Source organism: Flavobacterium chilense (assembly GCF_001602525.1).
Taxonomy (GTDB): domain Bacteria; phylum Bacteroidota; class Bacteroidia; order Flavobacteriales; family Flavobacteriaceae; genus Flavobacterium; species Flavobacterium chilense.
Genome location: NZ_LSYT01000001.1, coordinates 985008 through 999750, shown reverse-complemented (window position 1 = coordinate 999750; position 14743 = coordinate 985008). Strand labels below are relative to the sequence as shown.

The window sequence follows — 14743 nt, the reverse complement described above, 5'->3', positions numbered from 1 at the left end:
TTATATTTCACATTTCACCAAAAACTAACCTTTAAACCACCAAAAAACTTTATGAGTTCAACTTCTATTGACATTCAACCTAAAAAACATTATGAAATTCTGGACGGACTACGAGGAGTAGCCGCAGTTCTGGTTGTTATTTTTCACATTTTTGAAGCTTTTAATGAAGGAAGCCGATTTAAACAAATTATGAATCACGGTTATCTTGCTGTTGATTTCTTTTTTCTTTTATCAGGATTTGTTGTAGCCTATGCTTATGATGACCGTTGGGGAAAACTAACCCAATGGGAATTTTACAAACGACGTTTAATTCGTTTGCAGCCCATGGTTATTATGGGAATGGTTTTGGGAGCCATTTTTTATTACTTTCAGGAATCAAGTGTTTTTCCTCAAATCGCTACTATGCCGGTTTGGAAATTACTTTTAACCATGGTAATCGGATTTACATTGCTTCCAATTCCGCCATCAATGGAAATTAGGGGATGGGGCGAAATGCATCCGCTTAACGGACCTGCATGGTCACTTTTCTTTGAATACATTGCTAATATTTTATATGCTTTAATCTTTCGTAAATTCTCGAATAAAGTTTTAGGATTCTTTGTTTTAATATTTGCAGCAATGTTGATTAATTATACTGTTTTTGGACCAAAAGGAGATGTTATTGGCGGCTGGTCTTTAAATCTGGAACAAATGAATGTTGGTTTTACCCGTTTACTATATCCGTTTTTTGCAGGAGTTTTACTTTCGCGTTTAGGAAAACTGATCCACGTAAAAGGCGCTTTCTGGATTTGCAGTATTATGATAATTGTGATCTTTTCGATACCAAGAATTGGTGACGAAAACAGCTTATGGATGAACGGTTTATACGAATCAATTGCTATTATTCTATTATTCCCTTTAATTGTGGCAATTGGAGCAGGAGGAGAGATTAAGAATCCGGTGTCTGTTAAAATATGTAAAGCTCTGGGAGATATTTCATACCCAATTTATATTATTCATTATCCATTAATCTATTGGTATATGGGCTGGGTAATAGAAAATAAAGTTCCATTAAAAGACGGTTATCTTCCGGGAATCGGGGTATTACTTGCAAGTATTACCATCGCTTATCTGTGTTTGAAATTGTACGATGAACCTGTACGCAAATGGCTTCAGAATAAATTTCAAAAAAGAAAAGTTTCTTTGTAAAAGAAGGTTCAAAAGGTGCAGAGAGGCAAAGGTTCAGAGTTGAAAATTATTACTTTGAATCTTTGTAACGCTGAATTTTTCGAAAAATATTGAATTTCTAAATTTTGTTAGTTATAGACATTCAAAAAAGGGATAAACTTAATTGTTTATCCCTTTTATATTTTATAATAGTTCATAGAAATTTCTCTTTCCAATTTTGATTTTTGTTTTCTTTTCTAATGCAATTATTTCGAATGGATTTATGATTTTTTCATTATTAATCTGAACTGCGCCACTTTCAATCAATCTTCTGTTGGCCGATTTCGTAATGTCATTTTTAATTAAAGAACAAAGATTAATTAAGGTCATCTCGTTCTTTTCATTTTTTAAAGAAGATATCATAATCGAGGTAAATGATTTTGACTCCAAATTTTTACTTTGAAATTGATTAGTAAAGAATTCCTCAGCTTGTTCGGCGCTATTTTTATCATGGTACTGAGTGATAATATTCTTCGCAATCAACTTTTTAATTTTCATTGGATTATCATTTTCCAGTCTTTTTTTGATTTCTTGTTTTTCTTCTAATGAAAAATCGGTTGTTAATTCCAGGAACTCTAAAATAAGATCATCAGGAATCGACATTGTTTTCCCAAACATTTCGTTTGGCTCATCGATTAATCCAATTGTATTGTGCAATGATTTGCTCATTTTTTCTTTTCCATCAAGACCTTTTAACAATGGCATGCACATTACAATTTGCCCTGGCATGTTGAAATTTTCCTGTAATTGTCTTCCCATCGTACAATTGAATAACTGGTCTGTGCCACCCATTTCTATATCAGTATTGATTTTAACAGAATCAAAACCCTGTAAAATTGGGTAAACCAACTCGTGCATTGCAATTGGTGTATTCTCTGTAAATCGTTTGTTAAAATCATTTCTATGCATCAGTTGAGCAACTGTAACATTTGACATGATCTGAATTATTTCAGAAAAAGACAGTTCATCCAGCCATTCTGAATTAAAAACGATTTTTGCTTTCTCAACATCAATAATTTTCGACAATTGCGAAATATAAGTTTCGGCATTGTGTTTTACTTCTTCAATACTCAATGGTTTTCGACTTTTGTTTTTTCCAGTAGGATCACCAATTCTGGCAGTAAAACTTCCTACTACGATTACAATTTGATGACCTAGGTCCTGAAATTGTTTTAGTTTTTTCAAAACAACGGCATGTCCCAAATGCAAATCGGGAGCAGTTGGATCAAAACCAAGTTTGATAATTAATTTTCTGTTTTCTTTTTCAGCTAGATTTATTTTTTCCTTCAGACCATTTTCAGGCAGAAAAATTGCTACATTTTCTTTAAGTTTTTGAATTGTTTCCATTTTTTTGAAAATAAAAAAGCCCGGACAAAATGCCCGGGCTTTAAGGTTGATATATAATTTATTCTTTTAATTTACAATCGTGAATACGTTGAATTATATGCATAGCCTTTCCGAGCAAGTATTATTGCATGATAATAAGTGCTGAAAAAAGGAAGGCGTAATATGCTGTTAAGGAATTTCATGACCGCAAAGATAAAATTTTTAATTATGCTATTCAAAAAAACTTTGCCCCTCAGAACCTTAGCCTCTTTGAACCTTTATAAAATTTATTCTAAAACCAATGCTCCTAAAGCCTCTTTACTAAAACCTTTCAATTGATCTGTTTTTCCGGCTTTGATTTTAGCCACCCAGTTTGGATCAGATAAAAGAGGTCTTCCTACAGCAACTAAATCAAAATCGCCTCTGTCGAAACGTCTGTTTAATTCCTCTAAAGAAGTTGGTTGAGAACTTTCTCCTGCAAATGCGCCAAAGAAATCTCCCGAAAGGCCAACAGAACCTACTGTAATAGTTGGAGCTCCGGTTACTTTTTTAGCCCATCCTGCAAAATTCAAATCAGATTCTTCAAATTCAGGTTCCCAGAAACGACGTTGTGAACAGTGTAGAATATCAACTCCGGCATCAACAAGAGGTGTAAGCCAGGTTTCTAACTCCTGTGGATTTTTAGCCAGTTTATAATTGTAATCAGAAGGCTTAAACTGAGAAAATCGCATAATTACAGCAAAATCATTACCCACTTGCTTTCTGATTTCTTTTATCACTTCAATAGCAAAACGATTACGTTCCGGTAATGTTTTTCCGCCGTAAATATCAGTACGTAAATTTGTTTCGGCTCTAAAGAACTGATCGATTAAATAACCGTGCGCACCGTGAATTTCGATCGTATCAAAACCTAATCTTTTAGCATCAGCGGCAGCTTTACCAAAAGCAATAATAGTATCTTCAATATCTTTTTCAGACATTGTATTTCCATTGCTGAAATCAGGTCGGTTTAATCCTGACGGACCTTCAAAAGGTACTGACGGAACCCATCCTGAGTGGTGATTGTCCATAATTCCCATATGCCAGATTTGTGGTCCCATTTGACCTCCGGCAGCATGAACTTCATCAATCACTTTCTTCCAGCCTTTAAGAGATTCATCTCCATAAAAGTGAGGAACATTTGCATCATTTGATGACGAAGGTCTGTCGATAACAGTTCCTTCAGATAATATTAAACCAACTTCACCTTCAGCTCTTTTTTGGTAGTAAGAAGCTACTTCGTCAGTTGGAACTCCGTTTGGAGAAAATGAGCGCGTCATTGGCGCCATTACGATTCGGTTTTTAAGATTTAACGTTTTTAAGTTAAATGGCGAAAACAGGTTGTTTGTACTCATAGTAATTTACAAATTAGATTGAATTAAGTTACTGAGTGCTTCAAAGGCACCTTCGTTGCGTTTATAGTAAGTCCATTGTCCAACACGTTTAGATTCGATGAATCCGGCACGTTGTAAAATAGACAGGTATTCAGAAACTGTTGATTGTGTCAGACCAGCCTTGGCCTGAATTTGTCCCACACAAACCCCATGTTCAAATCCGCCATGTTCCAGCTGACCAGGAAAGTTGATTTCGGGTTCCTTTAGCCATTCCAGCATTTGCAGTCTGGACTTGTTAGAGAGTGCTTTAAAAATTTCTATTGGTTCCATGCTGCAAATATATCGACTTTTCCCGATATACCAATTTAAAGAAATGTTTTTAGCATAATTTTATGATGGAGAAGAGTGAAGTTGAATTAAATACCGGAAGATTTAATAAAGAAAATTTATATTTGCCTTTACGAGATTAAAACGTTAACCCCAAACAAATAAACTTAATCAATTATGAAAAAAACATTACTTATTTTAGGATTCTTATGTTGTGTTATAACCAGTTTAAAAGCACAGGTTGTAGGTACAGATATTGGAGATATTGCACCAGAAATAGACCTTCCGGATACAAAAGGAAATTCAGTAGCACTTTCTTCTTTAAGAGGAGACATTGTTTTGGTCGACTTTTGGGCATCGTGGTGTGGACCATGCATCAAAGAACAACCGGAATTGATAAAACTAAGCAATACTTATGCAGGTAAGTTTTCTATTTACAGCGTTTCGATGGATACCAAAAAGCCACTTTGGCTGGCTGCAATTGCCAAACAAAAACTGACATGGACACAAGTAAGTGATTTAAAATACTGGAGTTCTCCCGTTGTTGGCGATTACAAATTACAATCTGTACCGCTGAACTTTTTGATTGATAAAAACGGAATTATCCTTGCCAAAAACATTCATGGAAATGCTTTGAATGAAAAGCTTAAAAGTTTGTTAACGGCTCAATAAAAAATAAAAACGAATAGAAACTTTGAGTATATTGCCATTTCGAAAATACATGTAATAACAATAAAATCTGAATGTCAATTATGATACAAAAGTCGATACTGGTGTTTGTTGTACTGTTTTCATTTCATTGTAATGCACAAACAATGGAAACAGTGAATCAATTGAAATCCTCTTATCAGCATTGCTTAAACAGTGGAAATGGCATGAAAAATTGCTCAATTGAATATTACAATCAATCCGATAGTCTGCTCAATATTTCGTATAAAAATTTAAAGCTTAAGCTAAGTTCTAAAGAACAATCGAAATTGAAAAAAGAACAGCAGGACTGGATTAAGAAACGGGATCTGTATTTCGAAAAAGTATATTCGGACACCAAAAAAGAAGGTCATTTTACTGAAGGAAGCAGCGATTTTGATATGGTTGTTTTTGATGAAAAAGCAAATTATGTTTTTGCCAGAGTAAAAGAACTTATTAGAAGAATATAAAATTGATTGAATGGAATCAAAATTAAGTATAGCTGAATTCAGAGCAAGATTAAAAAACAATACTGAAATTGGTTCTTTAAAAATAAACTTAAGTCTGTTTAGAATTTTTCCCAGATTTGGCGGATTAAAACCTTTTTATGGGCTTTTTGATGACAAAAGTTTTCGTTTAACTATAAACTCAGCAACATCACCCACATTTTTTATTGTAAGAGGCAGTTATAAAAATATTGATAACAGGCTTCAGGTAAATTATATTGTTGAGCCAAACAGTAAATTACAATCGATCTGGGCAAAATTTTCACCTATAATCCTTCTTATAGTAATTAATCTGTTTTTTATTCTATTTGCAAAAGGACTTAGGAGAGCTTCTACCATTGTGAATTTGTTTTTACTTTTTGTTATTTTCTATTCAAAATGGAAAGAAGAAAGAAGACGGAAAAAATTAGAGAAAAAGTTCATCAGGATTTTTGAAATTAAATAAAAATACCTTTGTCAAAGTTATAGACAAAGGTATTTTTGTTTAGAGGATAAGCTGAAACAAACTCAATTCAATCTGTCGGCATGGTTTCGTACACCGCCAAAACTATTCTTTAATAATTCTCTAATTTGAAATTGTGTTTTATTTCGGGTGATGTTTTTCCATTCGTTAAAATCAAAAATATGGATTTCCTGCGCATTCGGGTTGGTAACAAAAGAAAGTCTGTCAATCGAATACTTATAATATTTTAACTGGTGAGATACATGGCGATCCGGAACTACAATAAGAATTGTTTCCCATTCCAGGAAATTCTTAGGAACATCTTCTCTTTCTGTTAAACCAAGAGCTTCAAAAAAGGCGATGATTTTTTGATCATTAAGTTTATTAATCTTCTGATCAACGCGTTTAATGGTGCTAATAAGTTTACTTTCATCATTAATAACACTCATAATAATAGCTCGTTTTTCTAATTTTATTTTAATTCAATTATAAAATTACATCAAAACAAAATAATTTGATAAAAGAGAGGCAATAGAATGATTCTAAATTTTAACATTCGGTGTTATTGAGTTGTATATCAAATAGTAATATTGGTTTTTGGCAGCTTTCTGAAATCGTAAATATCAACTTTTATGTTTACAAAAACGAACTAATATTGTTGTCAGCGATCATATTTTGATAAAATACTATTAATTCTGTTCGTTTAAAATCTATATTTTTATCGCACTGGCTAACCACATTATCTATGAAAACTATTTCCCTGAAAGCATTACTCCTGTATTTTGTCTGTTTAATTTCGATCCATTCGTTTGCTCAGGATAAACAGGAAAGGCAATTAATCCTGATAGATAAAGACTGGCGCTTTTCATTAGGTCATTCTTATGAAACACAAAAAGATTTTGGTCATGCCGAAGGTTATTTTTCCTACTTATCGAAAACAGGTTTTGGCGATGGCCCGGCAGCACCGGGATTTGATGACAGGGCTTGGAGAAAACTAGATCTTCCGCACGATTGGGCTGTTGAACAGGATTTTAGCGAAAAAGGAAGTTTTAGCCATGGTTTTAAAGCTGCCGGAAAAGGCTTTCCTGAAAAAAGTATAGGCTGGTACCGAAAAAAAATAACCATTCCTGAAAGTGATCTTGGGAAGATTATCTCGCTAAAATTTGATGGTGTTTTTAGAAATTCAAAAGTATTTTTCAATGGTCATTTTCTTGGAACAGAAGAAAGTGGTTACAATGGTTTTGAATACGATGTAACAGCTTATGTAAATTATGGCGGAGAAAATACAATTGTTGTTCGTGCCGATGCTTCTATGGAAGAAGGCTGGTTTTATGAAGGCGCTGGAATTTACAGACATGTTTATCTTCAAAAAACAAATCCTTTGCATATAATCTCAAACGGAACTTATGTAATTGCTGAAATCAAAAATTCAAATGCCGGGGTTACAGCCGAAGTTACCATAGAGAATAAAGGAAATTATAAAGGTTCAATTGAAATAGTACAAACAATTTTAGATCCTTCCGGTAAGCAAGTTTCCAGTATTTCTGAAAACACATTGGCGCCGGATTTTTATAAAACAGCAAAAATCACTTCAAAATTACAAGTTTTAAATCCGTTATTATGGGATATTGATACGCCCAATTTGTATCTTTTACAGACTCAGATCAAACAAGAAGGTAAAATTATTGATAGTTATGAGACTAATTTCGGAATACGAACGATCCGTTTTGATGCTGAAAAAGGTTTTTTCTTAAACGGGAAACCTTTAAAACTAAAAGGAACCAACAATCATCAGGACCATGCAGGAATTGGTACTGCTTTGCCCGATGAATTACAATATTACCGAATAAAAAAGCTTAAAGAAATGGGCTGTAATGGGTATCGTTGTTCGCATAATCCGCCAACTCCGGAATTGCTCGATGCCTGTGATAAATTAGGAATGCTGGTGATTGATGAAACACGTTTGATGGGAATTAACGATTATCATTTGAACGATTTAAAGCGAATGATTGAACGGGATCGCAATCATCCAAGTGTTTTTTGCTGGTCTGTTGGAAATGAGGAATGGAATATTGAAGGCGGAATTGTTGGGGAACGTATTACTAATATAATGCAGGGATTTAGCAAAAGTATTGACCCAACAAGACCAGTAACAATAGGAATAAGCAGTGGTTTTAAAAGCGGAATCTCATCTGTAGTCGAAATTATGGGCTACAATTATATGGGAAATGGTGATATCGATGCGCATCGAAATGAGTTTAAAAATCAATCCGGAATGGGAACGGAAGAAGGTTCGACTTTTGCGACGCGGGGGATTTATTTTACTGATGATGCCAACCATTATCAAAGTGCTTATGATAAAAAGCCACGACCAACTTTTTACAGTATTGAAGAAGGCTGGAAGTTTTATGCGGCAAGACCTTATCTGGCTGGAATGTTTATCTGGACCGGTTTTGATTATCGTGGTGAACCAACACCTTATGGCTGGCCTTCGGTTACGTCGTATTTCGGAATGATGGATCTTTGTGGTTTCCCAAAAGACAATGTGTTTTATTTGAAATCCTGGTGGCAAAATGAACCCGTTTTACACCTCATGCCACATTGGAACTGGAAAGGAATGGAAGGAAAAGAAATTGATGTTTGGGTATATTCTAATTGTGATGAAGTGGAACTTTTCCTGAACCAAAAGAGTTTAGGAAAAAAGAAAATGGAGCAATACGGACATTTAGAATGGAAGGTAAAATATGCACCCGGAACATTGCAGGCTATTGGATATAAAAACGACAGGAAAATCCTAACTGAAATTCAGAAGACAACTGAAGATCCGGAATCGATTAAACTTTTAGTTGATGCACAAAATCCTTTAAAAGCTAATGTTGCTGTAGTAACAGTTGAAGTTTTGGATAAAAAAGGGTTGCAGGTACCAACAGCAAATAACGAAATTACATTTTCGATAAAAGGAGGAAAGATTCTGGGAGTTGGAAATGGTGATCCAACATCCTTAGAAAAAGATACTTTTATTGATGATATCACTTTGGTTTCTATAACTAATTTAAAAGAACAGCGATTATCAGAAACCAATTTGCCGCAGGAACAGCCTTCTTATTCACAAAATAATTGGGTAACAGCTTTTAAAGACCGGGATTATAAAAATCAGGCTTTGTCTTATGCTTATCAGGGTGAATTTGATTTGAAAAACAATTCTAAAAACAATAGTGTCAATTTTTTTTATAAGAAAATAGGAGTAGAGGCTGTAATTTTTGTTAACGGAAATAAAGTCACAGCAAGTGCAGAAGATGCTCAAAAATACATTTTAAAGACTGATATATTAAAAGAAGGGAAAAACATAATTTATATCATTGTAAAACCGCTTCAAAAAATAAAAGACTGGGATGTTATGAATACAGATCCGGGAATTATTCAGGTGATTACGCCATCAGATCCGTGGAAACGTAAATTGTTTAACGGTTATGCTCAGATTATTATTCAAAAAGATGAAAGTGATAGTGATGTTATTTTATCGGCTTCCGCCAAAGGACTAAAGGCAGATGTTTTAAACATTAATTTAAAGAATAAATAGCATTTAAAACAGATGTCGTTCTGTTGAGCTTAGAATAGAAATGTTTGCAGATTTTTATAAATATATCGTTCCGCTGGAGCTTTCCTTAAACCCCGGCGGGTGACATATAATTTAATGGATGAATTTAAATTTTAATGATCTGAAATAATCATGTTCGTTTTTGTTTTCTTTGATTTATTCATCACAAATAAAAGAAGCGGCAAAGTCAGGACAAAAAACAATCCAACAAGAAAAAAAGCATCTCTGTAACTTAATAGTGACGATTGTCTCATAATGACATTTTCTGTGAGTTTTAATGCTTTAAATTTGGCTTCATTATAAGCAAAACCTCTACTTTGAAAATATTTGATATAGGCATTTATTCGATCCATAGCGATTACATTATATTGCGTTACATTCGATACCAATTCGTTTCGATGAGCAGCAAATCGGTGTGCGATATAAGTATTAATGATTGATACACCGAAAGATCCGCCCAGTTGACGCATCATATTGTTGAGTGCTGCGCCTTGTCCGACATCTTTATCATCCAAAGAAGAAACGGCCAGCATTGTAAGCGGAACGGTAAGTAAAGCCATTCCCAGGGCTCGAAAAATAAGCGATGTGGCAACTTCGGCAGCACTTGTGTTTAAAGTCATTCCGGACATTCGCCAATTGAAATAAATAAACAAAAGAAATCCTGCTGCAATAATGATAACGGGAGAAACTCCTTTTTGTAAAAGTGTTCCGCATGTTTTTAAGGCAAGCAAAGCAAACAAAGCTCCCGGAAGTAAAAGCAATCCGGTTTGATAAGGAGAAAAACTTAAAAGACGTTGTGCCACAACGGGAGTTATATAGATCGAAATAAACATACCAAATCCTGTTACAAAAGTTAGAATCGCTGCTATACTCAGCGATTTACTTTTTAAAACCCTGAGGTTTACCACTGGATTTTCGATCGTTAACTCCCAATAAATAAAAGTAAGTAACGTACTAAGAGCAATTACGGTTAGCACCACAATATAGCGGGTTTCAAACCAGTCTTCGACTTCACCTCTTTCCAAAACCGTTTGCAAGGCACCAACGCCAATTGCTAATAAAGCAATTCCTGTCCAGTCGACTTTGGTAATTTCCGGTTTTACGCTTGGTTCACGCAATAGGAAATAACAGGAAATCGTTACTAAAATCCCAATGGGAATGTTGATTAAAAAGATCCACGGCCAATCGTAGTTTTCGGTAATATAACCGCCCAATGTTGGTCCAATCGTTGGACCAATGAAGATTCCTGCTCCAAACAAAGCACCTGCTGTGGATTGTTTGTCTTTTGGGAAAAGTTCAAAAACCACTACCTGCGAGATAGATAATAAAGCACCACCGCCAATTCCCTGAAAAAACCTAAAAAATACCAGCATCCAGATATTAGAAGAATGTCCGCACATAAAAGAACAAAACGTAAACAAAATAACCGAACCAATATAATAGTTTCGTCTGCCAAGATTAGCACTTAAAAAACTCGTTATAGGTATAATAATTACATTGGCAATAGCATAAGCAGTAATAACCCAGGAAGTATCTTCGAGTGTAGCGCCCAGGTTTCCGCTCATATGAGAAAGTGCAACGTTTACAATCGAAATATCAATTAATTCCATAATCGCAGCCAGAATAACGGTAAAAATGAGCAGTTTTCGGTTTAATGGTGTCATAAAATTATTTTATACCAATCGGTATATTTTTGGTTAAAAAAAAGTGTTGTTTTGTAAAATGTAAAATGTAAAATGTAAGTTGTAATAAATAACTAATACATAGAAACACAGTTCTTATGCTTAAAAAAGGCTGAAAATCTGTGTTTCTATGGATTTAAAATATTTACAATTCCTTTTTTACAATATTAGTTTTAAGAAGATTAGAAGTGGCTCTGGCTATTAATCTTGTTTGGTTGCTGTTCCAGATTTCGCATTGTGCGTTTACAATTTGTTTCCCTTTTCTGATAATGGCAGTCTTGGCAATAATAGTATCTCCAACAAAAGCAGGAGCAAAGTAGTCTACAACAAGATTTATGGTTGTATAAAAAGTTTCTTCATCAAGAGAGAACATCGTGGCGCCAATACAATCATCAGCAATTGCAGCGGTTACACCTCCGTGCAAACTCTTAACCGGATTCGACATTTCCTCACGAACTGTATATTTGAATGTAACGGTACCTGCTTCGGCAGCGACTACTATAGGTTTCATCCAAAGCATGAAAGGTGATGGCGATGCTGTAAATTCTCCGTCAATATGATTTTGTAATACTTGTAATCTTGTTTGTTTTTTCATTAAGTTGTGTAATTTAATTATAATACCAATTGGTATATTTTTAGTCAAAAAAATATATAATTATTCTAAGTCTTCGATGATTTTATTCAGCGAAAGCATGATAGTAGATAAGTGAGATAGATTTCCTGTAATTTTAGTAATCATAACAGCGCCTTCAATAATAGCAATAATGGTTAAGGCTGTTTTTTCAGGATCGATAGACTGGGATTTAAATTCACCGGCAGCAATTCCCTGTTCGATAATAGAAACTAATTTGTCTTTCCAGGAAAGAATTACATTTTCTACTTTCTTTTTTAAAATAGGATGTGTGTCGTCGGCTTCTGTGGCAGTATTAATGATAGGGCAGCCACCTTGTGTAAGCCTTAAATCATAATAGTCAGAATACAATCTTGGATATACCAGCAATTTGTCTTTAAAGCTGGTTTGCTTTTCGATTTCATTGGTAAAAGTATCCTGAAGTTTTTTTACATTAAATTTAAAAGCAGCAATCGCAACTTCGTCTTTATTTTCGAAATTACCATAAATGCTCCCTTTTGTAAGTCCGGTAGCAGTGGTAATATCACTCATAGAAGTTCCGCTGTACCCTTTCATGTTAAAAAGGGGAGCAGTTTTTTCTATAATAAATTGTTTCGTTTTCTCGGCTTTACTCATAATGGTAAAAAATAAGAGCACAAATATATACCGATTGGTATAATTATCCAATTTTTTGATGGTTTATTTTGTTTCAGGTTTCAGGTTTGAAGTTTCAGGTTTGAAATGAGAATAAAAATTAACCACAAAGTGCGCAGGTTTCTTTTTAATCTCGCAAAGCCTCAAAGCCTAAAAGTTTTTGTTTCATTGTGGCAATTTCAAAATACTAAGTGCGTAAAGCTAATTGACAAAGCTTTGCGCTCTTGGCGTTTGTCAAGACAATCTACTATAAAAAAGCTTTGCGCACATTGCGGTTAAATTCTAAACAATTCATTTTAAACCCGAAATCGTTTTTTTATGTTTGATTTTCATAACTTTGCCGCATGAAAGATCAATTAGAATTTCAAGCTTCTGAACTTGGTATAAACGATTTAAAGCTAAAAGGCTTTAAAGTCTATGAGGTAAACGGTGATGTGAGTAAAATTCCGACTTATAACCGCAGGGATTTTTACAAAATTTGTATCAATACCAGTAAGAGTCTTATTCATTATGCTGATCGCGGAATTGAAACGGACGGAACGATATTGTTTTTCGGAAATCCGATTATTCCGTATTCGTGGGAAATTATTTCGCCTGTTTATGAAGGATATGCCTGCGTTTTTACTGAAGAGTTTTTAAGGGCAAATGATCGTTCTGAAAGTCTCCATGAATCGCCTTTGTTTAAAATTGGCGGAACTCCTATTTTTACCTTATCTCCTGAACAAAAAGTGTTTATAGATTCACTGTTTCGAAAAATGATCGAAGAACAGGAAACGGATTATGTTTTTAAAGATGACTTAATCCGTAATTATATCAATCTGATTTTGCATGAATCGATGAAAATGCAGCCTACAGAAAATTTCTTTAAACATAAAAATGCGTCTTCGAGAATTACTTCCTTATTTCTGGAATTATTAGAAAGACAATTTCCTATTGAAACAAAAAATGAACCTTTGGCATTAAAAACACCTCAGGATTATGCACAGAGCCTGGCGGTTCACGTGAATCATTTAAACCGTTCTGTAAAAGAAGTAACCGGAAAACCCACTACGGCGCATATTACGGAGAGAATCATTGGCGAAGCCAAAGCATTACTGCAACACACAGATTGGAGTATTTCGGATATTGGATATTCGCTTGGATTTGAATATCCGAGTTATTTTAATAATTACTTTAAAAGACTCACCGGAACGATTCCAAAATCGTTACGATCCTAAATTGTTTCAAATTCTTAATTTTTTGTTTGATTATTGTTATTTCGGGTTGGCATTACTAAGCTAATTTTGCCCTGAAATAATTAGTATTAACCTCTATCGGTTTTTCGCTGACTAAATATAACTTCTATAAAGCGCATTCTAGCTTTCTAATTTAGTTTCCAGCACTGATATACAAAAACAAAATAATTATGAAAGAACCAGAAAATCAATTAAATGAAACTATTTTCCCAAAAGGAGATTTAGCTTCTGCGGATTATTTTACAGGAAAAGCATGGGTGAAGATGTTGGTTCCAAATGATCCGGTTTTAAATACTGCTGTGGGTAATGTAGTTTTCGAAGCAGGTGCGAGAAACAATTGGCATACACATCCCGGCGGACAAATCTTAATAGTTACAAAAGGAACAGGATATTATCAGGAAGAAGGAAAACCAATTCAGTTGCTTCAGGAAGGTGATGTAGTCAATATTCAGCCCGAAATTAAACATTGGCACGGAGCTTCACCAGATAACGAATTTACCCACATTGCTATTAGCACTAATACCGAAAAAGGTATAGTAGACTGGCTGGAACCAGTAACCGATGAACAATACAATAGCTTTAAATAATAAAAGTAAAAAGTGTTGTTTTTGGTGATCTAACGTTAATTAACGGTTTTGTTAGGTCTTATTTAAATAAAAAATCAATCTCAAAAAATCAATTTTATGTCAACACTTTATACTTCTGCTATTGAAGAGGGAAAAATCCCGAATACTTTTATGACTGGTGATGTTTCATATAAAAAACAAACCAGCAACATTCATCCGGATAATACGGTTATAAAAGAAGTGTCTTTTGAACCGGGTTCCAGATGTAATTGGCATATCAACGCAAGTTTACAATTATTTATCGCAACAGACGGAATTGGCTATTTTCAGGAAAAAGGTTCAGCCATTCGTTTGCTTCATAAAGATGAGGTAATTACAATTTTACCAGGCATAGAACACTGGTATGGCGCAACACCTTTTAGCCGTTTTTCACACATTAGTATTATTACAGAAATAGATAAAGGAAAAGGAATCTGGCTGGAAAGCGTTACAGACGAAGAGTATTTTAGTTTTGGAAAATAGTCTAAGTTG

Annotated in this window: 15 protein-coding genes; 8 read left to right on the top strand and 7 right to left on the bottom strand. The window is 34.3% G+C overall.

The window, feature by feature from the left end; genetic code table 11:
• Positions 1 to 51 precede the first annotated feature (51 nt).
• On the top strand, positions 52 to 1188 hold the full coding sequence (locus A4F88_RS04175) for an acyltransferase family protein (protein WP_068841246.1): 1137 nt from the start codon (positions 52 to 54) through the stop codon (positions 1186 to 1188).
• 162 nt (positions 1189 to 1350) lie between these two features.
• Here the strand turns inward: A4F88_RS04175 and tyrS are convergent, their stop codons facing one another.
• From tyrS to A4F88_RS04160, 3 genes are all read right to left on the bottom strand, one after another.
• Complete coding sequence (gene tyrS, locus A4F88_RS04170) at positions 1351 to 2553, bottom strand: tyrosine--tRNA ligase (RefSeq protein WP_068841245.1); 1203 nt, start codon at positions 2551 to 2553, stop codon at positions 1351 to 1353.
• A gap of 266 nt (positions 2554 to 2819) precedes the next feature.
• Positions 2820 to 3926 carry an NADH:flavin oxidoreductase gene (locus A4F88_RS04165; RefSeq protein WP_068841244.1) on the bottom strand — a complete coding sequence of 369 codons (1107 nt, stop codon included), beginning with the start codon at positions 3924 to 3926 and terminating at the stop codon, positions 2820 to 2822.
• Between the two features lie 6 nt (positions 3927 to 3932).
• Positions 3933 to 4235, bottom strand: coding sequence for an ArsR/SmtB family transcription factor (locus A4F88_RS04160; RefSeq protein WP_068841243.1), 303 nt, complete (start codon positions 4233 to 4235; stop codon positions 3933 to 3935).
• A gap of 174 nt (positions 4236 to 4409) precedes the next feature.
• Here A4F88_RS04160 and A4F88_RS04155 point away from each other — a divergent pair, with 174 nt between their 5' ends.
• From A4F88_RS04155 to A4F88_RS04145, 3 genes are all read left to right on the top strand, one after another.
• Positions 4410 to 4904 (top strand): TlpA family protein disulfide reductase, encoded by a 495-nt coding sequence (locus A4F88_RS04155; protein ID WP_068841242.1) that lies wholly within the window; start codon positions 4410 to 4412, stop codon positions 4902 to 4904.
• Between the two features lie 203 nt (positions 4905 to 5107).
• Positions 5108 to 5389, top strand: coding sequence for a lysozyme inhibitor LprI family protein (locus A4F88_RS04150; protein WP_162268781.1), 282 nt, complete (start codon positions 5108 to 5110; stop codon positions 5387 to 5389).
• Between the two features lie 10 nt (positions 5390 to 5399).
• Positions 5400 to 5870 (top strand): hypothetical protein, encoded by a 471-nt coding sequence (locus A4F88_RS04145; protein ID WP_068841240.1) that lies wholly within the window; start codon positions 5400 to 5402, stop codon positions 5868 to 5870.
• A 62-nt stretch (positions 5871 to 5932) separates the two neighbouring features.
• On the opposite strand, the gene A4F88_RS04140 is transcribed toward A4F88_RS04145, so the two are convergent.
• A complete protein-coding gene (locus A4F88_RS04140) occupies positions 5933 to 6316 on the bottom strand; it encodes a hypothetical protein (protein WP_068841239.1) in 384 nt (127 codons plus the stop codon).
• 296 nt (positions 6317 to 6612) lie between these two features.
• Between A4F88_RS04140 and galA the strand changes: the two genes are divergently transcribed.
• Positions 6613 to 9447 carry a beta-galactosidase GalA gene (gene galA / locus A4F88_RS04135; RefSeq protein ID WP_068841238.1) on the top strand — a complete coding sequence of 945 codons (2835 nt, stop codon included), beginning with the start codon at positions 6613 to 6615 and terminating at the stop codon, positions 9445 to 9447.
• Between the two features lie 131 nt (positions 9448 to 9578).
• On the opposite strand, the gene A4F88_RS04130 is transcribed toward galA, so the two are convergent.
• From A4F88_RS04130 to A4F88_RS04120, 3 genes are all read right to left on the bottom strand, one after another.
• Positions 9579 to 11129, bottom strand: coding sequence for a DHA2 family efflux MFS transporter permease subunit (locus A4F88_RS04130; RefSeq protein ID WP_068841237.1), 1551 nt, complete (start codon positions 11127 to 11129; stop codon positions 9579 to 9581).
• Between the two features lie 163 nt (positions 11130 to 11292).
• Positions 11293 to 11742 (bottom strand): PaaI family thioesterase, encoded by a 450-nt coding sequence (locus tag A4F88_RS04125; RefSeq protein WP_068841236.1) that lies wholly within the window; start codon positions 11740 to 11742, stop codon positions 11293 to 11295.
• Between the two features lie 60 nt (positions 11743 to 11802).
• Entirely contained in the window at positions 11803 to 12393 is a 591-nt protein-coding gene (locus tag A4F88_RS04120) for a TetR/AcrR family transcriptional regulator (protein WP_068841235.1), read from the bottom strand.
• Between the two features lie 362 nt (positions 12394 to 12755).
• On the opposite strand from A4F88_RS04120, the gene A4F88_RS04115 reads away from it, so the two are divergent.
• From A4F88_RS04115 to A4F88_RS04105, 3 genes are all read left to right on the top strand, one after another.
• A complete protein-coding gene (locus tag A4F88_RS04115) occupies positions 12756 to 13628 on the top strand; it encodes a helix-turn-helix domain-containing protein (RefSeq protein WP_068841234.1) in 873 nt (290 codons plus the stop codon).
• Between the two features lie 188 nt (positions 13629 to 13816).
• Positions 13817 to 14233, top strand: coding sequence for a (R)-mandelonitrile lyase (locus tag A4F88_RS04110; RefSeq protein ID WP_068841233.1), 417 nt, complete (start codon positions 13817 to 13819; stop codon positions 14231 to 14233).
• Positions 14234 to 14329: 96 nt separating this feature from the next.
• Positions 14330 to 14734: a cupin domain-containing protein gene (locus tag A4F88_RS04105; RefSeq protein WP_068841232.1), complete on the top strand. Its 405-nt coding sequence runs from the start codon at positions 14330 to 14332 to the stop codon at positions 14732 to 14734.
• Positions 14735 to 14743 lie beyond the last annotated feature (9 nt).